This is a genomic window from Anabaena sp. PCC 7108 (assembly GCF_000332135.1).
In the GTDB taxonomy this organism is placed as follows: Bacteria; Cyanobacteriota; Cyanobacteriia; order Cyanobacteriales; family Nostocaceae; genus Anabaena.
Map to the genome: position 1 here is coordinate 2,570,763 of NZ_KB235896.1, position 22,088 is coordinate 2,592,850.

A 22,088-nucleotide genomic window follows, 5' to 3' on the forward strand; every position below is an offset into this window, starting at 1 on the left:
CTCTATAAATCAAATACATTACGATTATAGCCATATTTAAACCTGTTTGTATTAGAAATGGTAGGGGTTTAGCACTGCTAAACCCTTAGAATTCACAGTAAGACAGGAAACTACACTCTGTTATCTGGTGCAAAACTAAAAACTATGTTAAACAACTCTTTAATCAATCAAACCACCACAGTTGTCTTTATTGATTCTGCTGTTTCCGACTACCAAACCCTACAAACAGGAGTTGTAGAAGGAGTAAAAGCGGTTATCCTTTCCCCAAATCGAGACGGAATTGAGGAAATTACGGACTTCTTACAACAACATCCCCAAATTAGCACAGTACATATCGTTTCCCACGGTTCTCCGGGATGTTTGTATTTAGGAAATAGTCAACTTAATTTAAGCAATATCCGTAAATATGCTGCTTTATTGCAGCGTTGGCAAAGTCAGAATATTTTACTCTATGGCTGTAACGTCGCTGCGGGAGATGCTGGGGAAGAATTTATTCACAAGTTACATGAGATTACCAACGCAACCATTAGCGCAACCGCAACAAAAACCGGAAATGCAGCTTTAGGCGGAAATTGGGAGTTAGAAGTTAATATTCCCGTCACAGATAAAATCAAATCTCTACCTCTCCCTAACCCTCTCCTACAAGGATAGGGAACAGGAACAGAGAGTTTCAACATTCCCCATTCCCTTGTAGGGAAGGGGGTTAGGGGGTTAGGTTCTGTTTTTCATGCAGACACCCTCAACACCTATCAGGGAGTATTTGCACCTACATTGGTCGGAAAGTGGGATTTTTTAAGCTATGCCAAGGATGTGACAGTCGTGGGTAACTACGCCTACGCAGTGGGGGATACACTGGAGATAATTGATATTAGTAACCCCAACAACCCAGTTTTTAAGGGTAATTACGATATTTCTGATGGTAGTAGTATACAAATAGTAGGCAACTACGCTTATGTTGCTGACTTTACTTCAGGACTGCAAATCATCGACATCAGCAATCCCACTAACCCCATCCTCAAGGGCAATTATGATACTTCTGGCTATGCTTCAGATGTACAAGTTGTAGGCAACTACGCTTATGTTGCTGACTTTACTTCAGGACTGCAAATCATCGACATCAGCAATCCCACAAACCCCATCCTCAAGGGCAGTTATTATACTAATGGCTTTGCTGTGGGTGTGCAAGTTGTAGGCAACTACGCTTATGTGGCTGATTTGTATTCAGGACTGCAAATCATTGATATCAGCAATCCCACTAACCCCATCCTCAAGGGCAGTTATGATACTAGTGGCTATGCTTTAGATGTACAATTAGTAGGCAACTACGCTTACGTTGCTGATAGTTTTTCAGGACTGCAAATCATCGACATTAGCAATCCCACTAACCCCGTCCTCAAGGGCGGTTATGGTACTAGTGCCTATGCTTATGGTATACAAGTAGTAGGCAACTACGCTTACGTTGCTGCTCAGGTTTCAGGACTGGAAATCATCGACATCAGCAATCCCATTAATCCCTTCCTCAAAAGCAATTATGATCCCAGTGGCTATGCTAGGGGTATACAAGTAGTAGGCAACTACGCTTATGTTGCTGATGATGATAAAGGACTGCAAATCATTGATATTAGCAATCCCACTAACCCCATCCCCAAGGGCAGTTATGATACTAGTGGCTATGCTGAGGGTGTACAAGTAGTAAGCAACTACGCTTATGTTACTGATGGTAATTCAGGACTGCAAATCATCGACATCAGCAATCCCACAAACCCTATCCTCAAGGGCAATTATGATACTGGCTATGCTTATGGTGTAGAAGTAGTAGGCAACTACGCTTATGTGGCTGATAGTGATTTAGGACTGCAAATCATCGACATCAGCAATCCCACTAACCCCATCCTCAAGGGCAGTTATGATACTAGTGGCAATGCTTCAGATGTACAAGTAGTAGGCAACTACGCTTATGTTGCTGATAGTTTTTCAGGACTGCAAATCATCGACATCAGCAATCCCACAAACCCTATCCTCAATGGCAGTTATTATACTGATGGCTATGCTTCAGATGTACAAGTAGTAGGCAATTACGCTTATGTTGCTGATGGTTTTTTAGGACTGCAAATCATCGACATCACCAATCCCACCAACCCTATCCTCAAGGGCAATTATGATACTTCTGGAGATGCTACAGATGTACAAGTAGTAGGCAACTACGCTTATATCGCTGACTTTAAAGGTGGCTTAAAGATTATTAATGTCAGTGAGTTTACTGCTACTAACACCATCACAGGTACAGCAGCTAACGAAAACTTCACCACCACACCCCAAACAGACATCATAGACGCTCAAGGTGGCAACGACACCATCACCAGCACCTTTGCTAACCTCCAACAAAACGACACCCTCAAAGGTAACACAGGCACAGATACCCTGATCATTACCGCTGGAACAGCAACCGATACCATTCTCATTGATACCAGCAACACCACCAATCAATTAGACATCCCCGGTACAACAATCACCGGCTTTGAACGCTTTGATTTAATTGCATTTGCAGGTACAACCAGCTTTTCCGGTACTGCTGCAAGCGATTGGATTCAAGCCGGTGCAGGAAACGATGATTTATATGGTGGAGATGGTAATGATTACCTGAACGGAGGAACAGGTGCAGATTTATTAGGTGGTGGTGCTGGCAATGACACCTTCGTAGTAGATAATGTCGGAGATGTCATCGCCGAATTTTTAAATCAAGGTATTGATACCGTTGAATCTTCAATCGCTTGGACATTAAAAGCCAACTTAGAAAAATTAACCTTAACCGGCACAGCAGCAATTAATGGTATTGGTAACAATTTAAATAATACCCTCACAGGCAACAGTGCTAATAACGTCTTCAATGGTGGTACTGGTGCAGATACCATGATTGGTGGATTGGGTAATGACACTTACTATGTCGATAATATCGGAGATATCATCACCGAAGCTGCTAGTGCAGGAACTGAAGCTGTGTTGAGTACTGTAACTTACACATTAGCCAATAACGTAGAAAACCTGACTTTACAAGGAACCGCTGCCATTAATGGTACAGGTAATACCCTAAATAATAGCATTACAGGTAACACTGCCGCTAATACTTTAACTGGTGGTTTAGGCAATGATGTCCTCAATGGTGGTGCAGGTATCGATACCATGATTGGTGGTGCTGGTAACGATTCCTACTATGTTGATAATGTCGGAGATATCATCACTGAAAATATCAATGAAGGTACAGATGCGGTTTTCAGCACTGTTAATTACACCTTAGCCAATAATTTAGAAAATCTGACTTTACAAGGAACTGCTGCCATTAATGGTACTGGTAATGACCTCAATAATACCCTCACAGGTAACACAGCAGCGAATATCCTTTCCGGTGGTGGTGGTATCGATACCCTCAATGGTGGTAATGGTGCAGATACTTTAGTTGGTGGAACTGGTGACGATAAGCTGTATTTAGGTTTAAACGATAATGCTGTGGATATCGTGAAGTATGCTTTTGGTGATGGTGCAGATACAATTGTTCAGTTTGTGCGTGGTGTCGGTGGTGATAAATTCCAGTTTACAGGTATTACTAATTTTGACGTGGTGACATCAGGTGCTAACACTCTCCTACGCATTGGTGATGGAATTAGTAATAATTCTGGTTTTGGAACTGGACAGTTATTAGCTACTTTATCAGGTACATCTGGCTTTGTTGGTGCTGATGTCAATGTCAACCTGTTTGGTGGTAATTTCTTGTTTAGTTAAGCATCCAAATGGTTTAATTATTTGATTAGACCTGTAAGGGTTTAGCAATGCTAAACCCTTACATTTCAGGGGAAGACAAATCTGCACTAACCAACTCTACAGTTTGCTAATGTTGGGTTTCGTTCCTTAACCCAACCTACAGTACTTAATTACGAATTATCCTGTAAATCCCTAAATCCTGGAAATCCTGATTCAGACATCTTCCGTAAATGTGAACCTCACGCATAGAGAGGAAGAGAAGTGTTGACAATGAATTTTAGATGTGTTGTGCTGAAGTCGATAAGGAAGAACTATCTTAATACTTAACTAATTGGCGACAATAAAATCCCCGATTTCGTGAAGAAGTCGGGGATATGAATTTTGTTGATAGAATTTTCATCCTGCAAATCCTTAAATCCTGTCAATCCTGATATGGCTTACGCCACGCTACGCTATCAGACAGCTGTATTGGGCGTTTTTTAGCTGTTACCAAAACTGTAACCATGAACTGTTTATGTACCTGTAAATGCGATAGTGAACATCTGACATATTATGAACGTCTAATTTGATAGACAGATGAAACAACAAATGAGGTAGCAGATGAACGGGCAGAAGTTTAAGGCTGTACAAGAAAATTTTTTACAAAGACGTTACGGCGTTAGTCTAGGTAGACGCTATGTTTTAGCCGCAGCGAGTATTGTGCTGTTGGGTGTATTAGGTTGTTCCCAAGTTGATAATACTAACAATTTAATTACTAAATCCCGTCTACCTAGTTCCGCGCCTAAATTATCACACGAAAACACTCAACAATAGTTTTCTCCTGCTTGTATTTTGAACTTTGAATTGCTTAGGGTAAAGTTGCTTCCGAAACGCTGAGGGAATTTTGAGATTGAGTTTGGGTAGATTCTTCTGCTGTCATGGGTGCAACTATTTCCCCAGGAGAGGAATCCTCTGTATCCAGACCAATTTCTGGAGGACGGATGGCGCTAATAACTGTCTTAATGACGACAGCACAGGGAACCGCCACAATTACCCCTAAAAGTCCGCCAATTCTTGCACCTGTCAAGACTGAAATTAGAATCCAAACAGGATTTAAACCTGTAAAACTCCCTAAAATGCGGGGTGCAATGATATTTTCAAGAATTTGCTGCACGATAACTGCGGCTAATAAAACTCTTGTACCCATCCAAAAATCTTGTAAACAAACCAACAAAGTTGTCAGGGCGATACCCACAGAACCACCAAAGGGAACAAGAGCCATCAAGCCAATAGTCAAGCCAAATAATAGACCAAATGGCACCTTCAACCACAAAAATGTGGGAATCAGGGCAGAAGCCATACAGGTAGATAAGATTAATTGGGTGATAAAGAAGTTTTGAAAACTCAGGCGCACTGTTCTAGAAAAAGGGTCACGAAATCGAGAAGGTAGCCATTCAACCAAGCTTTGCCAAAGTTCACCGCCGTGCTGTAAGAGATAGAAAGTCAAAACCATTGTTAGCAGGAAGTCTAGCAGGCTGGTAAAGGTGACTACAGCCAGATTTAAAACTTGTCCAGCAATGGCTTGTAATTGTCCCTTGACGCGATCGTTAATTTGAACGACGATCGCATCAAGGTTAATAGGTAAGCCCATGCTTTCGGCTTTCTCGTTGAGAATCATTAACTGCGATCGCCCAGAGTCAATCAATTCTGGTATGCGGGCTACCAGTTGTTGAGCTTGGGTAAGTGCTAGAGGAAAGAGGGTGACACCCAGCGCTAATAAAATGGATAAAGCTAATAAAAATACTAAGATAGCAACTTGTTCTCGCCTAGCACCGTGGCGTTCCATCCAACTTACGGGGTAGTTGAGTAGAAATGCTAGAACTGAGGCTCCGACTAAAATAACTATCAAAGAATGGAAATAATTGAAAATTGCCGATATAGCCCAACCATTGAGAAATAATAGCGGAGTGAATAGCACGATCACTCCGATTTGTGCTATTGGTGTCAGTGTTTGCCACCAGTCGAGTAGCTTGCGTGTCTGCATTTTCAGCTGATTGCGGGATAGAACTAAATTGAATTCTTCTTTACAGACTATTATCTTTAACTACATGAGTGTGATTCATTTCTCTAGTTTATCTAGAGAATACAGAAATTTGGGAGTGCTAATTCTTGGCAGTTAATCTCACAGAATTTTCTGGACTCTTGGACAATCTAACGTTATGGTAACGAACGAAAGGGTTTAATAACTCAAACCAAAAGCATTCGAGACTGCTGTAACTCCTATATTTTGAACTCCTTCTTTAATTTAAGATTAGACCAATCAGCATGGACAATCTACCACCAATTGAAAATTACTCAAATTCTGAAGACACGGCTACCTCTAAAAGGCTGCTGTTTTTATATTTAATTCCAGTTCTCGGCTTTTTCCCGTCCCTGTGGACTCTTTATCGTCGTCAAGGTAACAGGGAACAATTGGCAGTGAGCCGCCTGTCCATTACCATAAGTTTTACATGGATGTTGGGATACTTATTTTTAACGACCGGGGCAGCAACTACAAACTTTTTTACACTGCGGTTGTTAATCCTCAACAGCTTTTTCACATCTGGTTACTTTTTGGTGAGTGTTTGGTTAATCTTTCGTCTCATCCAAGGGAAGTCTTACAGATTACCAGGATTTAGCAATTTAGCTGAGAAAATGCTACGTAAGTACTAAATTTCAATTTTTGCCAGTGATTAGATTGTCATGATTTTTACTCATGATACATGACTTTACAGTTAATCTTTCACCAGCTTTGGTTAAATGTGGTTTATTATTGCCATACTTCCATAAACATCTCCGGATTAGCAACAAAAAAGCAGAAAGACCGCTATAGGTCTTGTAGTTTTTACCCTCGCAAAAAAGTCAACATTGTGAATTCAGAGTTAGCTATTATGGTTTGATTTGTCTACATATTATATAGAGTCTGCAAATTTAGGGTATTTTATTCAGTCAGTGTGAGGAAGTTTGTGACTAGTCAAAGAACATCAGCAGAAAATAACAAATCAGCGAAAACCAGATCCAGAGGCAAAAACTCTCGTAAGTCAAAATCTGGGCGTTGGCTATGGTTTGCGGTGGGTATGGGCGGCATTGCTATGGTATCAGGAATGGCAGGGGCATTGTTAGCCGTTTCTTGGGACAGTACACCTTTGCAACAGGCTCAGTTGAGTGCAAAGGAGGCAGCAGTATTTGATGGCGATCGCATTTCTGGTAATGGATTCCAATTTTCTCAATTAACTCGCCCTGTAAATATCTTAGTTATGGGCATGAGTGTACTGCCTCCAGATGTGCAGAACCCCCCAGCTGATAGCAAAGGACTCCACTATCTACCCCAAATAAATTCTTTTGACGGTCTTGCTGATGTCATGCTGTTGATCAAATTTGATCCAGAGAGCAAAAAAATCGTCATGCTTTCCATTCCCAGAGATACCCGTACAGAGATTGAAGGCTTTGGAGTCAAAAAAATTAACGCTGCTAATGTGGACGGTGGTCCGGCGTTAACTGCTAAAACTGCGAGTAATCTCCTCGGTGGAGTCGGGATTGATCGCTATATTCGCATTAATATTTTGGGTGTTGGTAAGCTGATTGATGCTTTGGGTGGGGTGAGTGTCTATGTTCCTAAAGATATGAAATACCAGGATGATTCCCAGCATTTATATATTAATTTAAAGGCAGGTCAACAACATCTTCAAGGTGATCAAGCCTTACAATTGCTGCGTTTTCGTCATGATGAACTGGGCGATATTGGCCGAATTCAGCGCCAACAAATGGTTTTGCGGGCTTTGATTGAGCAAACCCTCAACCCGAAAACACTCACCCAATTACCCCAAATTCTAAATACTGTTAAAGAACATATTGATACCAATTTAACTGTTGAGGAACTAGTGTCTTTAGTCGGCTTTGGAGCGCGAACCAATCGCTCTAATACACAAATGCTAATGCTGCCTGGTCGTTTTAGCGAGAAAAATGAGTATGACGCTAGTTATTGGCTACCAAGTAAAAATGCTATTGCCAAATTAATGGCTAAAAACTTTGGTTTAGAATCGACATCATTGGAATCAGAAATCACTGAGCCTGGTAGGTTACGTATAGCTATTCAGGATAGTCTAGATGGCGATCGCTCTCAGATTCGTCCTTTAATCCGAGCTTTAGAAAAAGCTGGATATCGTAATATTTTCATTTCTAAGCCTTGGGGTGAACCTCTAGAAACGACTCATATTGTTGCCCAACAAGGAGACAGTGACAGTGCTGAATCAATTCGCAGCACTTTGGGATTTGGAGAAGTAAGGGTAGAAAGCACCGGTAATATCGGTTCAGATATCAGTATTCAAGTCGGTAAGGATTGGTTACAGAACAAATCTCTTTTTGAGACTGGTAATTAGTTAATGGCAATAAAACATATCAATTATCTATAACAATAAAAAGGCGTGGGATTTATCCTCACGCCTTTATTTTGATCGCGGTTAAAAATGTTAATTATTGCTAAGTAAATAACTACCAAGATTCTGCCCTACCTCTCTTATAAGGATCACCAGTAAAAGGTTGAAAACCAATTAGGGGATAGGCATCATCATTGGGTCCAAAAATCCGAATTACTGCTTCAGAAATAAACTGAGTTATACTTGCAAGAATTCTGAAAATAGCCATAATATTCAAACTCCTTTTTTATGCGCTTGAGTGGCGATGTCTATACTGTAGTTCCATTATTTTCTAATTGCTCATACTTGCAATATATTGATAATATCCGCAATACTTTTTTAGATGTCTTTGCAATACTTTATTTTGATAGATAAAGTCAATAAATCCCCTCATCTACTTTGTAAGTAGAATTACAAGTCTTGAAACAAACACCATATCTCTAGTATAATTCTAAGAGCGAGAATTACAAGCCTTTTACCATTTGATAGCACAGCTTGGCGTAAGGCATATTTTGATTTTCAGTTTCCACCTCATTTACTTACAATCTACGGTATGTTAGTGTGTAGCAAATTAACCTAAATCAATTTAACTATGGGATTCTCTCAAGGGTATCTACTTACATCTTGCTTAATTCAATAGTGCCGACAGGCAAAGAGTATTGACTGAACATTACAGATAATTGTGCTTTTAAACCAGGATGATTGGTCGGTCTTCCAGATTCTCCTATCTGTGACTATATTGATATGAGCAAAGCTACAAGCGATCGCATCTGTTACCTTTTGCAGCTTCTGTACCAATTTCAAACTACTTGTCCAGATAATGAGAGTTAATCTCAGCTTTTTTGCTTAAAGATTGCACCGTTGAACTCATCTAGAGAAGATCAGATGCCGAAACCACCCAATGAAGTTGAGCTTTCTATTATCGTTCCCATGTTTAACGAGGAAGCAAATATTGACTACCTCTTGGAACGACTGATATCTGTTCTAGAACCTATGCATACCAGCTACGAAATTGTTTGTATCAATGACGGTTCAAGAGATAACACACTACAATGCCTAATTGCCCATCATCAGAAAAATCCCACGATTAAAGTGATTGATTTGTCACGCAATTTTGGTAAAGAAGTTGCCCTGACTGCTGGTATTGATTATGCCAGAGGCGAAGGTATCATTCCCATCGATGCTGATCTGCAAGATCCACCAGAATTAATTCAGGAACTCGTAAGCAAGTGGCGAGAAGGTTACGATGTAGTCAATGCCACTCGACGATCCAGACAGGGTGAAAGTTGGCTGAAAAAGTTCACTGCTAATGCTTTCTATCGGGTAATTAGTGGTATCAGCCAGGTACCAATTCCCGCAGATACTGGAGATTTTCGTTTAATTGATCGCCAAGTAGTTGACTCACTCAAACAAATGCCAGAACGAACACGATTCATGAAAGGGCTGTTTGCTTGGGTAGGCTATCGCCAAACTTCAATTTATTTTGATCGCCCACAACGCTACAAAGGTAATACTAAGTGGAATTACTGGAAACTTTGGAACTTTGCCATTGACGGGATTGCTTCTTTTAGTGTTGCCCCTCTGAAAGTTTGGAGCTATGTCGGACTTGCCATATCACTAATAGCATTTGTTTATGCAGCCTTTCTTTTCTTGCGTACCTTGATTTTGGGCATTGATGTTCCTGGTTATGCATCCTTGATGGTAGCACTTTTGTTTATGGGAGGAATGCAACTAGTTACCTTGGGTGTAATTGGAGAATACATTGGACGAATTTACGAAGAAGTCAAAGGTCGTCCCCTCTACTTAGTGCGTAACTGCTACGGTTTTGTGACTAATTCAGCTTCGACTAATCAGATTTCTCAAACCAATATAGAAAACTCAAAAATTAACAATTATCCCATAGATCATCAAAGCTGTGAGTAAATTTGTTGGTTATAAAAATTTGCAACTCCATTGAGAGGTTATTCAGAGGAAATAAAACAGATGATTTATCGTCAAGTATATGTTTAGTATCAGCAAATCCAAGGATTACACACAGCTTATTTACGTAAGCCATGAATATTTTTTACTGAATCTTGATTTAAAACCAGCTTGTATAAAAAAACCATGAAGATGTCAACTAGAAAAGTAACTAACAAACACACTTTATGCTAATCTTTATACAAGATATTGCAATTTTTAATTTAATATAGGCAGTATTTTAATCTACATTTAAATTCTAAAGTTGTATCTTTGATTTTCACGCCTACCAATTTTTACTAAGATAGCTCTAATCTTTAAGTTTTAAAATGCTGAACTTTAGAATCGGTGTTTTCCTGATCATAGGTATATGCATAATCGCCACTGGACTAGCAGTATATCTACTAGGAGGTGTTGAACCAGAACAAATACAAGCTTGGCTTAAATCTGCTGGTATTTGGGCCCCTATTATCTATATTTTTCTGTACGTTGTGGCAACTATGCTGGTTCTGCCCTCAACTGCACTAAATTTAACTGGTGGTGCAATTTTCGGACCAGTACTAGGAATTATCTGGACTAGCATTGCGGCCATGATTGCGGCAATTGTGTCTTTCGTATTTACACGGACTATTGGACGTGAGGCAATAGCCAAACGACTAGCTGGTAAGTGGCAAGCAATGGATGCTGAGGTGCGTCGAGGGGGAGTATTCTATATGTTTGCTATTCGCTTAGTCGCAATTATGCCCTATGGTTTGGTGAATTTTGCGGCTGGGTTAACCTCAGTAAGTTTTAAAGATTATGTTCTAGGTACAGCCTTGGGTACTGTTCCTGGTATTCTACCTTTTGTACTATTAGGTAGTTACGGATTGAAGGCTTTTAGGACAGGTGATTTTTTGCCATTGATAGGAGCCTTGTCTTTAACAGGCATATTAGTATTAACAGCTACTTGGTATCGCCATCGTCGTACCTTTCCAAAAAAAGGAATTGAGATTTTAAATTCATCAAAAGGATCAGATGAAAAAGAACCGCAAGAACCTCAAGACCACTAAATATATTTGTGAGATTACACCATTTAAAATAAAAGGCTTTGCTTGTATGAACGATCTGGATGCATCTTTCTAAGTACCTGGTATTTTGTTATTTCCTATGTAATTTCTAAAGTTATAATTATCAAAATATTAGGTTAGAAATCAATAAATTTACCAGAATACCAAACAAAAAATTATGTCGAAAAATACACTTAAAAACTTTTTAATAACAAGTCGAGATTCTCTAAATTTTTTAAAAATATTATTTATTATTTTACTAATTATTGGTGTATTATTTCGATTTACAAATCTTGATAAAAAAGTTTATTGGGGAGATGAAACTAGTACATCAAGCCGTATTGCTGGTTATAGATTTCAAGAAATTAGAGAACAATTTTCTGGCTCTTATTCAGTTGGCATAGAAGATATAAAAAAATATCAGCAATTAACACCAGAAAGAACCTGGGTAGATGTCGTCAAAGGTTTAGCAGCAGAAGAACCACAACTTCCACCAGTTTATTTTCTATCATTGCGATCTTGGGCGCAGCAATTTGGCAGTTCTGTTGCAGCTATCAGAAGTTTTTCTGCCATCATCAGTTTACTAGCTTTCCCTTGTATTTATTGGTTGTGTCAAGAGCTATTTGAATCATCTAAACCAGCATGGATAGCCGTTGTTTTAATTGCCATTTCGCCTTTTCATTTAGCATATGCTCAAGAAGCCCGTCCTCAAAGTTTATGGATAGTGACCATTCTATTAAGTAGTGCTGCTTTACTGCGAGCAATTCGGCTCAACAACCGATTGAGTTGGGGAATCTATACTGCGACTTTGGTGTTGAGTCTTTACACTTATATGTTTTCTGCTTTAGTTGCTATTGGACATGGCATCTACGTTTTTTGGAATGGTGGATTTCGGTTTAGTAAAACAGTTCGTACCTATCTAATTTCTGCTCTAATGACAGGGTTAATGACTATCCCCTGGGTAATTGCTGCCGTTTCCAGTTTCACAAAATTAGATGAGGGTACTAGTTGGGTCAAAATGAAAGTTCCGCCAGGAGATTTAGTTAGAACTTGGCTTTTAAGCGTAAACCGATTATTTATGGATTTCAACTATAGTTTCACCTATCGAAATAGCTTTTTTTATTTAGGAATTGCCACTACTACATTACTAGTTGTTTATGCAATTTATTTCCTCTGTCGTCACACACCTAGACGAACCTGGTCATTTATTCTGTTATTAATCGCCATTACGGTTCTGGCTTTGGTAGTACCTGATTTAACTGGTGGAGGAAGACGTTCTGGTGTTGCCCGTTACTTGATGCCTTCTTTTTTGGGAATTCAAATAGCAGTTGCCTATTTGCTGGCATCTAAGTTATCATTTTCTGCTCAAAGACTCTGGCATAAACAGCTATGGAATAGTTTAACTATGTTCTTGATTTCAGTAGGTATTGCTTCCTGCTTTATCTTCTCACAATCCCAAATTTGGTGGAATAAATATAATGGTATTCCTTTTCCCGCTATTGCTAATGTTATAAATCAATCTCCTCATCCAATTTTGATTGGTGGTCCATCTTTCGAGTTTATAGACCTGATCAAAACGGATATGAAAATGCAATCTGCCCAAGTTCCTATTCCTAAAGAGACAAGTGACGTTTTTATCATGAGTCGCAATTATTCAGACTTAATACTACAAGACTTTCTTAAACAGCAACCAGACTATTTGGTTAAGAAAAGCGATGTTTGGAAAAACAAAGTTGATCCAACCTATGAATTCAAAATTATGCTTTGGAATCTAGTAAGAAAAGGAAAAAATTAGCATGGCTAGATTAGCAATTACTAACAAACTGCCTTCAGGTAATTTTGTTGCTTACTCTCTGATTGGTTTAGCGATTACCTTTGGAATATTAACCCGCATTATTAGTCTGTTTAGATATACCACTTTTGATATTGGTCAGGCTCCTGATCAAATCAGAGATGCATTTGTTTATATGAAAATGTTGGCGGGAGAATTCCCTACTCTAGGACAGTCTTCTTCCGTAGGAAATTACAGTTTACCACCCCTGTACTATTATCTAGTTTTTCCTGCCGTTTGGTTCGGTGCTGATCCATCTTTACAGGTTTTTCCCAATGGAATATTCTCTTTTTTAGCTATTCTTTTATTCATGGTTTTAATATATGAACTTCTAGAAAATATTCCTGATTCTAAACGATTATTGCTATCAGGAGTAGCTGGATTATGGTACAGTTTGATATTTTCTGAAGTTTTTGTTAGCACATTTGAATGGAATATTAGTCCAATTCCATTTTTCTTGTTTGCATTTTCACTCCTATATAAACGCCTATTAGAAGGAGGAAAATCACTTGCTATTCAGGCTTTTCAATGGATACTCTATGGCATTAGCCTGGCTGTGCTAATCTGTTTACACAGCACTACTTTATTTGTAATGCCTATTGTTTTTATTGGCAGTCTTCTGGTTTTTCTAGGTAAGAATCGCAAGCATTCTAACAGATGGTTTTTACCTGGATTGGCGATTGCTTCTGCTATCATCACTCTCACCCCTTACTGGATAGGTGAGATATCTCGTAGGGGAAGTAATACTAAAAAAATTCTAGCGTTAATCTTTAATCGTGATGATCAAGGAAATGCTGGTTCAAGTATTGGTTATCGTTTGAGTCGGATAATTTTTAACTATGTAGAATTGGGGCAACAGACCTATTTTACAAAATTCCCTTGGTTCTATGGCAGTATTGGTATTGTTTTTCTGGCTTTGATTCTAATTATAGGAATTACTAAATTTAGAGGAAATAAAACTCTATTAGGTTCTCTAATTTCTATTTGGATTATCTATCTTTATGCTGCGTCAAACTATCAAAAAGAATATTTCTTCCATTACAAGATGTTGATATTCTTTGCGCCAATTTTATTCACGGTTCTGACTTTAGCATACATAGATTATCAGCGCAGATTTATTAATCAATTAATCACTGGGTTCCTGACTCTGGGCATTTTTACATCATGCATGAGCAATTTATATTTCAATTATTTATATTTAGATACCAAGTTTGGTCAGGAACAAGCAATCGCAATTCCCGATATGATTAATATTCTCAATCAACTCCCGAATGACTCGACAATTTGTGATCCACAGTACATTCGGTTGCGGGAACAATATCATATAGTTCAGTACTTGGATAGGTATATAACTAAGAAAAACTTCAAGTTATCAAAAGTTTGTGAATCTGGAAATTATCGGATTTATCCAAAATTCCAATATGCTTTTTTGGGCAATAATCAATGGCCTCATTTTGATGTGATTAGCCCTAAACCCTTTGAGCAACCAGCAGAAAAATTTCTAGAACTGCCTGTTGCGTATATATACCAAATTAAAAACTAAATAATACTAAATAAGCAAGTCAGCACAATTAATTACGCCAAGGCTTGACATTAATTATGGTAAGTTCTACCATAAAGAATCAGCACTTGGGGAAGTCCTCAGATGACAACCTTTCCAGATATGGATTATGGACAGAAAAGTTACCAAAACTCAGAATTAAATCTCAGTGCAGAGGACTATAGCTTACTGACTGATCTTTACCAGTTAACAATGGCAGCTTGTTACACAGGTGAAGGTATAGAAAAAAAACAGGCCAGCTTTGAATTAGTTGTCAGACGCTTACCCGAAGGTTTTGGCTATTTAATAGCGATGGGTTTGACTCAAGCTTTGGAATATTTGGCTAAATTCCGCTTTAATTCCGCGCAGATTGCGGCTTTACAAGGGACAGGCATTTTTACCCATGCACCTCAACATTTTTGGTCATTATTAACAGAGAGCGCTTTTACTGGTGATGTGTGGGCAGTACCAGAAGGCACAGCAGTATTTGCTAATGAGCCATTATTGCGAGTAGAAGCACCACTTTGGCAAGGGCAGTTAGTGGAAACCTATCTATTAAATACTCTAAATTATCAAACTTTAATTGCTACCAGAGCCGCTAGATTACGTGATATTGCGGGAGAAAAAGCAACACTTTTAGAATTTGGTACAAGAAGGGCTTTTAGTCCCCAAGCTTCTTTATGGGCAGCGAGGGCAGCTTTAGCAGGGGGGTTGGATTCCACGTCCAATGTGTTAGCAGCGCTACAGCTAGGTGAAAAACCAAGTGGTACGATGGCACACGCTTTAGTTATGGCTTTATCAGCTTTAGAAGGCAGTGAAGAACAGGCTTTTACTGCATTTCATCAATATTTTCCTGGTGCGCCATTATTAATTGATACTTATGATCCGGTTGCTGCTGCTCAAAGATTAGCGGAAAAGGTTAAATCTGGAGAAATGAAATTAACGGGGGTGCGTTTAGATTCTGGGGATTTGGTAAGTTTATCAAAAGAAGTGCGATCGCTCTTGCCAAATGTATCAATTTTCGCTAGTGGTGATTTGGATGAATGGGAAATTGCCAAACTAAAAGCAAAAGGGGCGCAAATTGATAGTTATGGACTAGGAACTAAACTAGTTACAGGTACACCAGTAAATGGAGTTTATAAACTTGTCGATATTGATGGTATTCCAGTTATGAAACAGTCTATTGGCAAATTGACTTATCCAGGACGAAAGCAAATTTTTCGCTCATTTGTGGGCAGTAAATTACAAGCTGATAGATTGGGATTAGTCTCTGAAAGTGCAGTTACAGAAGAATCTGTATTAAAGTTAGTCATGAAAGAAGGTAAACAATTACAACCACATGAAAGTTTAGCCACAATTCGTCAACGTACGGCTGCTTCTGTAGCGAGTTTACCGGAAGAAACACGAAGATTAGAAAATTCGATTGCCGTGACAGTAAAGATTTCTGATAGTTTGCAGAAGTTAACAGAAGAGACTAGAAAACAACCAATAAAAAACACAAAAGGGGCAAAGTTAATATGAAGAGAATTGCCTTATTTGGTACAAGTGCAGATCCACCAACTGCTGGACATCAGGAAATTCTTAAATGGTTATCTGAAGATTATGATTGGGTCGCTGTTTGGGCAGCGGATAATCCTTTTAAGTCTCAACAAACGCCTTTACCTCATCGGGCAGCCATGTTAAAATTATTAATTGAAGATATCGATATGCCCAAACAAAATATTACTCTAGAACAAGAATTGAGTAGTTGGAGAACTCTGGAAACTTTAGAAAAAGCTAAGATCCGTTGGGGTGATGATGCTGAATATAGTTTGGTAATTGGTTCAGATTTATTGCATCAATTACCACGTTGGTATCATATTGAAGATTTATTAAAACAAGTACAGCTAGTGGTGATTCCCCGACCAGGCTATGTCATAGATTATCCTAGTTTAGAGGGAGTTAAACAGCTAGGAGGGAAAATAGCGATCGCTAGTTTAACTGGTTTAGATGTCTCTTCTACCGCTTTTCGTGAACAAAAAGATCCCGAAACTCTGACACCTCATGTCGTTGCTTATATTCATCAAAAGCATTTGTACGCCTAAATGCCAGAACGCAACCATAAAAAGATTTCAAATTCGATCAATCAACAACCTTTGGCTGATTTCAAAGTCGGTGTTGATAATGTGATTTTCTCTGTAGATACTGCTCAAAATCGCTTATTAGTTCTTTTAGTAATGCGACAGCAAGAGCCATTTTTAAATTTTTGGAGTCTTCCTGGTACTTTGGTACGTCAAGGAGAATCCTTAGAAGATGCGGCTTATCGGATTATGGCAGAGAAAATTAAAGTCAATAATCTGTATCTAGAACAACTGTATACATTTGGTGGACCAAATCGTGATCCTAGAGAAGAAATTGATAGTTATGGTGTGCGATATCTATCAGTTAGTTACTTTGCTTTAGTTCGGTTTGAAGAAGCAGAATTAATCGCTGATAAAGTGGCTGGTATTGCTTGGTATCCTGTGAAAAAACTACCCAAATTAGCATTTGACCATAATGAAATTATTAACTATGGATACAGACGAATCAAAAATAAATTAGAATATAGCCCTGTAGCTTTTGATGTATTACCAGAAACATTCACTCTCAACGATTTATATCAGTTATACACAACAGTTCTAGGGGAAAATTTCTCTGATTATTCTAATTTTCGAGCGCGGTTACTTAAATTGGGGTTTTTATCTGATACTGGAATTAAAGTATCACGAGGTGCAGGTCGTCCCGCTAGTTTGTATAAGTTTGATGCTGTGGCTTTTGCACCTTTTAAGGATAAGCCTTTGGTGTTTATTTGATTTAAATATGGATTAAATGAACCGCGTTCGCGTAGCGTCCCGTAGGGATAGGCGCGAAGGACGCGAAGGAAGAGGGAAGAAGGAAGCCATTATTTATAATATTCCAATTACTAATATGAAAATAGGAATCGCTCAATTTAATCCAATCATTGGTGATTTGTCTGGTAACTCTAAACAAATTCTTGATGCTGCTGAAAATGTAGTGTCTTCAGATGTACGTTTACTGTTGACACCAGAACTTTCTTTGTGTGGCTATCCACCACGAGATTTATTACTAAATCCTAGTTTTGTGGAAGCTATGGATATTACTTTACAACAATTAGCTCAGGATTTACCTGCTAATTTAGCTGTGTTGGTAGGAACTGTTGTTAAAAATACTGACGCGCACATTACTGGTGGAAAAAGTTTATTTAATAGTATTGCTTTATTAGAAGCTGGTCAAGTTAAACAATTTTTTCACAAGCGACTTTTACCAACTTATGATGTTTTTGACGAGAATCGTTATTTTCAATCTGGGTTAGAAGCTAGTTATTTCACTTTAGATGATATCAAGATTGGTGTAACCATTTGTGAAGATTTATGGAATGATGAAGAATTTTGGGGTAAACGTAGTTATGCGGTTAATCCTATTGCTGATTTATCAAATTTAGATGTAGATTTAATTGTGAATTTATCTGCATCACCTTACACTGTCGGTAAGCAAAAGTTACGAGAAGCTATGCTGCAACATAGTGCTGTTAATTTTAAAAAATCAGTAATTTATACTAACCAAATTGGCGGAAATGATGATTTGATTTTTGACGGGCGCAGTTTTGCTGTAAATCAGCAAGGTAAAGTTATCTGCCGTGCTAAGGGTTTTAAACCTGATTTATTAGTAGTTGAATTTGATCAAATACAGCGCGATTTAAAGTTAGGTTCTGTTTCACCTGCTAATGAATCTGAAGATGAGGAAATTTGGCAGGCTTTAGTTTTAGGTGTGCAAGATTATGTTCATAAATGTCGCTTTTCTCAAGTAATCTTAGGTTTAAGTGGTGGGGTTGATTCGGCATTAGTAGCTGCAATTGCAACTGCGGCAGTGGGGAAGGAAAATGTTTTTGGTGTTTTGATGCCTTCTCCTTATAGTTCCCAACATTCTATTAGTGATGCTTTGGCTTTAGGAGAAAATTTGGGGATTAAGACTAATATTTTACCAATTGGGGAATTAATGCAGGGATTTGATCACACTTTGGCTGAATTATTTTCAGGAACTGAGTTTGGTATTGCTGAGGAAAACATTCAATCTCGAATTCGTGGTAGTTTATTGATGGCGATCGCTAATAAGTTCGGTCATCTCCTCTTATCCACTGGTAACAAGTCAGAAACAGCAGTTGGTTACTGCACCCTTTACGGTGATATGAATGGCGGTTTAGCAGTGATTGCAGATGTCCCTAAAACCCGCGTATATTCTCTTTGTCATTGGTTAAATTCTCATAACCAGACAGAAATTATTCCCCAAAATATTCTCACCAAAGCACCAAGTGCGGAACTTAAACCAGGTCAAGTTGACCAAGATTCTCTACCAGCTTATGAAATCTTGGATGATATCTTAGAACGTCTGATTCATAACCACGAATCAGCAGCACAGATAGTTGCAGATGGTCATGACTCAGTAATTGTTAATCGAGTCTTGCAGATGGTAGCGCGGGCTGAATTTAAGCGGCGACAAGCACCTCCTGGACTGAAAATCACCGACCGCGCTTTTGGTACTGGTTGGCGAATGCCTATTGCTAGTAAAATTAGCTGGCTGTCAGTAAAAAATTCTCAATTGGATTAACCGCCGATTTCTCTTAGCATGGCTTCTACCCTGGCTAATCCATCTGGATCATTAGTCCGTCGATATAAATCCTTGGCTTTTTGTAATACGTTGCTGGCTTGTTGGGTTTGTCTTCGCTGTTTGAACATTGAACCCATTAACTCGTAAGTGCGGGGATCGTTACGGTTTAAGTTAATTGCTTGTTCGTACGCCCACATAGCTGATTCATAATCTCCCAGAGAGGTTTGAGTTACACCCAAACCTAAATAGGCATTAAAATTGCCACGGTTGAGCTGGATAGCACGGCGATAAGCTTCTTTTGAGCCAGCAGTGTCTCCTAGGTTACCTTTGATATAACCGACAGCATAGTAAAAATCACTATTATTGGAGTCGATAGCGATCGCTCGACGATAGGCAGCTAACGCCAATTGAAAGTTCCGTTGTTGAGCATATAAGTAGCCAATCCCAGAATGTATCTTGGCATTCCTGGGGTCTAATTTTGCAGCTTCCTGATACTGAGCGATCGCCCCATTATAATCACCCGCATCTACTAACCTCTTCCCTTCTTCTAACAGTTCCTTTAACTTTGGATTACTGGCTTGTGCTACTAATACCTCAGCTTGAGCTATCAAGGGAGTAGCAGTAAAAAAATATCCCAATAGTAGAAAAGTTACTAAACATGATGTTGGTTTGAACACAATGAATTTCCTTAAAGTTTCATGAAGTTTTTGTTTGTACATTAAAACAAAAATATTGAATTTTGGAAAGTGCCTTTATTCACATTTTTGAAATATTACTAACTTAGGAAACTTAGCTACACGTACCGTAAATTAGGCGATGTTTCACACTATAACTCAAATTTAAAAGACCTAGCAATGGTAGTAAAAGTTGTAGTAGCATCAAAGCATTAAGATTAACAAGACCTTCGCTAAATAAAAAAGCCTTGATTCGGAGGTTTGGTAGAGGCACGTATCCCTGCGTGAACGCGAAGTGTAGCGAAACCAAAACCCAACCTAAAAATGGCGAAAGTATTGATTAATATCTGTATTTCTGGACATTAAAAATCTAGATTCAACTTGGTAAAAGTATAATCTATCATGCTTATATCCGTAAAATTTCTCATATATCCAGCCTTGTGAACTTTTCTGCACCAGTAAGCGGCTTGAGATTAATTTAAATTAATTCAGAGACTGTGTGTAAAGCTTGGCAGTAAATTTATCCAGAGTCATTGTCCCTGATAGATTTTGGGTTTCCTTTAACTGAAACTGGGATAACAAAACTGTTTGAATCTTTTTTTGTTCGCTTTCTACTTCCGTTGCTGTTTTCAATTTAGACCATAAAGGATTGCCACTATCTAACCACAAAATACGAGAATATTTAGCTGGTTCTTCCTTCAAAACTTTTTCTAAAGAAATTGCTAGTCCTGATGGCTTTTGAGATAGAAGCATCACCGGGTAAGAAGTGGGAATATAATAAGCCACACGCATAACATGACCCCAAGCTTTGGAGTTCATAGCAATTAAAGTTGGCTGATTCCAGTCTTGGGAAATTAATTCAGAAACCGAGCGAAAAACTGAGCGTGTCCGCAGACTAAAATCACCAACGCTAATAGTCAAATACACCAGCAATAAACCAACTGCTATAGGAGTTTGCCATTGTTTTGCAACTGCTTTTTCTACCCACAAAGTTATTAATAATAAACAACCAGGAAGAATAATGATCATTGTTCTGCCAAAGCCAAATCCTAAGGTAAATTTTTTAGTGGCAATGTCTACCATTAAGGCTAGTAATATCGGCAAAATTCCTAATATTAAAACTGTACCTAAATTTTTCTGTTCATGTTGTTTCCACAGATGAATACTAAACCCTATAAATAGCAAAATTACTAAACAACCAGATAAAGTAATGACTATTGGATCTAAACTAGTTGCCCAGTCTCCTATAAGTATGTCAGTACCTAAAGTGTTAGTAAAATCTTGTAAATGTCTTAATAAAGGAGGTAATGCAGATTTAGCTTTACCAAAACGATTTAAGTCGGCATTGCGGAGTTGTTTAATTGTACCCCATAAAAACCAGGGCATTGTTAATAAAACTCCAGTACCTAAGCGTAAGCCATGTTTAAACCAATTTGTTCTATCTAAATAAAGTACCAATACTCCTAAAACTATCAGCCAATAGGCATATAAATAAAAAGTCATCAGACCCGCACTAATGGAGATAATTAAAAGTCCATTCCATAGCAATTGACTGCGAAAGTTTTGGGTAATTTGCAATTTTTCTTGTTCAATTAAATATAGCAGCGCCCATGTACTTAAGATGACCCATAAGACTAAGGGCGCATACATCCGCATATTGAGAGAATGGAATAAATAAAATGGACTCATTCCTAGCAGTGCTGCAAAAAATAGTCCTCCACGATGTCCTAAAAAAAGCTTTCCTAAACCATAAGCCCCACCCATAGCAGCAATGCTAAATAATGTGTTTAAACTTCGCACAGATGCTTCACTATTGCCAAAAAGACGCAACCAAAAATGTTGACTTAAAAAGAATAATGGTGGATGAGGTTCTCCACCTAATAAACTCTTAATTAAAGTCTCTATGGTTAGGAAAAAGTCGCGTAGATTTGCTTCAATTGGTAAACGCAATAAGGATGTATATTCTGCTAATAACACTGGTGTATCTCCAGGAGTATTATAAGCATCATTTTTACTCGTAGAAAGTAATAATGATAAAACCTCGTCGTACCAAAGTTCTCTACTTCCTAGATTGATAATTCTGAGTACAACTGCTAAAGCAATGACAATCAATGCTATTTTCTCTATGGAAAAAAACTTATTAAGTTTATAAATTGCTAAGTTTAGTTTCATTTTCTTAAGCTACTTTTTTAAAATTAGGTTTCT

The 22,088-nt window shown here is 38.4% G+C and carries 16 protein-coding genes and 1 pseudogene; 13 read left to right on the forward strand and 4 right to left on the reverse strand.

Annotated elements, in window-relative coordinates; translation table 11 throughout:
* Window positions 1–144: 144 nt before the first annotated feature.
* The 3 genes from ANA7108_RS30925 (at window position 145) to ANA7108_RS0112285 (ending at window position 4,569) form a co-directional block, all read left to right on the forward strand.
* Window positions 145–651 carry a DUF4347 domain-containing protein gene (locus ANA7108_RS30925; RefSeq protein WP_016951089.1) on the forward strand — a complete coding sequence of 169 codons (507 nt, stop codon included), beginning with the start codon at window positions 145–147 and terminating at the stop codon, window positions 649–651.
* Between the two features lie 120 nt (window positions 652–771).
* Window positions 772–3,777: a hypothetical protein gene (locus ANA7108_RS28195; protein WP_016951090.1), complete on the forward strand. Its 3,006-nt coding sequence runs from the start codon at window positions 772–774 to the stop codon at window positions 3,775–3,777.
* A gap of 579 nt (window positions 3,778–4,356) precedes the next feature.
* Entirely contained in the window at window positions 4,357–4,569 is a 213-nt protein-coding gene (locus ANA7108_RS0112285) for a hypothetical protein (protein ID WP_016951091.1), read from the forward strand.
* 34 nt (window positions 4,570–4,603) lie between these two features.
* Here the strand turns inward: ANA7108_RS0112285 and ANA7108_RS0112290 are convergent, their stop codons facing one another.
* On the reverse strand, window positions 4,604–5,779 hold the full coding sequence (locus ANA7108_RS0112290) for an AI-2E family transporter (RefSeq protein WP_016951092.1): 1,176 nt from the start codon (window positions 5,777–5,779) through the stop codon (window positions 4,604–4,606).
* Between the two features lie 281 nt (window positions 5,780–6,060).
* On the opposite strand from ANA7108_RS0112290, the gene ANA7108_RS28800 reads away from it, so the two are divergent.
* Both ANA7108_RS28800 and ANA7108_RS0112295 read left to right on the forward strand, forming a co-directional pair.
* Window positions 6,061–6,447: a hypothetical protein gene (locus ANA7108_RS28800; RefSeq protein ID WP_084776921.1), complete on the forward strand. Its 387-nt coding sequence runs from the start codon at window positions 6,061–6,063 to the stop codon at window positions 6,445–6,447.
* Window positions 6,448–6,740: 293 nt separating this feature from the next.
* Complete coding sequence (locus ANA7108_RS0112295) at window positions 6,741–8,153, forward strand: LCP family protein (protein WP_016951093.1); 1,413 nt, start codon at window positions 6,741–6,743, stop codon at window positions 8,151–8,153.
* A 112-nt stretch (window positions 8,154–8,265) separates the two neighbouring features.
* Here the strand turns inward: ANA7108_RS0112295 and ANA7108_RS0112300 are convergent, their stop codons facing one another.
* Entirely contained in the window at window positions 8,266–8,418 is a 153-nt protein-coding gene (locus ANA7108_RS0112300; RefSeq protein ID WP_016951094.1) for a hypothetical protein, read from the reverse strand.
* Between the two features lie 656 nt (window positions 8,419–9,074).
* On the opposite strand from ANA7108_RS0112300, the gene ANA7108_RS27275 reads away from it, so the two are divergent.
* From ANA7108_RS27275 to ANA7108_RS0112340, 8 genes and pseudogenes are all read left to right on the forward strand, one after another.
* Complete coding sequence (locus tag ANA7108_RS27275) at window positions 9,075–10,112, forward strand: glycosyltransferase family 2 protein (RefSeq protein ID WP_016951095.1); 1,038 nt, start codon at window positions 9,075–9,077, stop codon at window positions 10,110–10,112.
* A gap of 365 nt (window positions 10,113–10,477) precedes the next feature.
* Window positions 10,478–11,197, forward strand: a complete 720-nt coding sequence (locus ANA7108_RS0112310) for a TVP38/TMEM64 family protein (RefSeq protein WP_016951096.1) — start codon at window positions 10,478–10,480, stop codon at window positions 11,195–11,197.
* A gap of 175 nt (window positions 11,198–11,372) precedes the next feature.
* The gene (locus ANA7108_RS0112315; RefSeq protein ID WP_016951097.1) at window positions 11,373–12,989 is read left to right on the forward strand and encodes a glycosyltransferase family 39 protein; all 1,617 of its coding nucleotides are present in this window, start codon (window positions 11,373–11,375) and stop codon (window positions 12,987–12,989) included.
* Window position 12,990: 1 nt separating this feature from the next.
* Complete coding sequence (locus ANA7108_RS0112320; protein ID WP_016951098.1) at window positions 12,991–14,568, forward strand: hypothetical protein; 1,578 nt, start codon at window positions 12,991–12,993, stop codon at window positions 14,566–14,568.
* A 102-nt stretch (window positions 14,569–14,670) separates the two neighbouring features.
* Window positions 14,671–16,086, forward strand: coding sequence for a nicotinate phosphoribosyltransferase (locus ANA7108_RS0112325; protein ID WP_016951099.1), 1,416 nt, complete (start codon window positions 14,671–14,673; stop codon window positions 16,084–16,086).
* Window positions 16,083–16,734 (forward strand): annotated as a pseudogene (locus ANA7108_RS0112330) (nicotinate-nucleotide adenylyltransferase). The gene ANA7108_RS0112325 and the pseudogene ANA7108_RS0112330 overlap by 4 nt, the downstream one beginning before the upstream one ends.
* The gene (locus ANA7108_RS0112335; RefSeq protein ID WP_016951101.1) at window positions 16,650–17,396 is read left to right on the forward strand and encodes an NUDIX domain-containing protein; all 747 of its coding nucleotides are present in this window, start codon (window positions 16,650–16,652) and stop codon (window positions 17,394–17,396) included. Before ANA7108_RS0112330 ends, ANA7108_RS0112335 begins: the two are co-directional and overlap by 85 nt.
* A gap of 115 nt (window positions 17,397–17,511) precedes the next feature.
* Window positions 17,512–19,209, forward strand: a complete 1,698-nt coding sequence (locus tag ANA7108_RS0112340; RefSeq protein WP_026104147.1) for an NAD+ synthase — start codon at window positions 17,512–17,514, stop codon at window positions 19,207–19,209.
* On the opposite strand, the gene ANA7108_RS0112345 is transcribed toward ANA7108_RS0112340, so the two are convergent.
* Window positions 19,206–19,886: a tetratricopeptide repeat protein gene (locus tag ANA7108_RS0112345; RefSeq protein ID WP_026104148.1), complete on the reverse strand. Its 681-nt coding sequence runs from the start codon at window positions 19,884–19,886 to the stop codon at window positions 19,206–19,208. The genes ANA7108_RS0112340 and ANA7108_RS0112345 overlap by 4 nt on opposite strands.
* Window positions 19,887–20,366: 480 nt before the next feature.
* A complete protein-coding gene (locus ANA7108_RS0112350; RefSeq protein ID WP_016951104.1) occupies window positions 20,367–22,055 on the reverse strand; it encodes a glycosyltransferase family 39 protein in 1,689 nt (562 codons plus the stop codon).
* Window positions 22,056–22,088 lie beyond the last annotated feature (33 nt).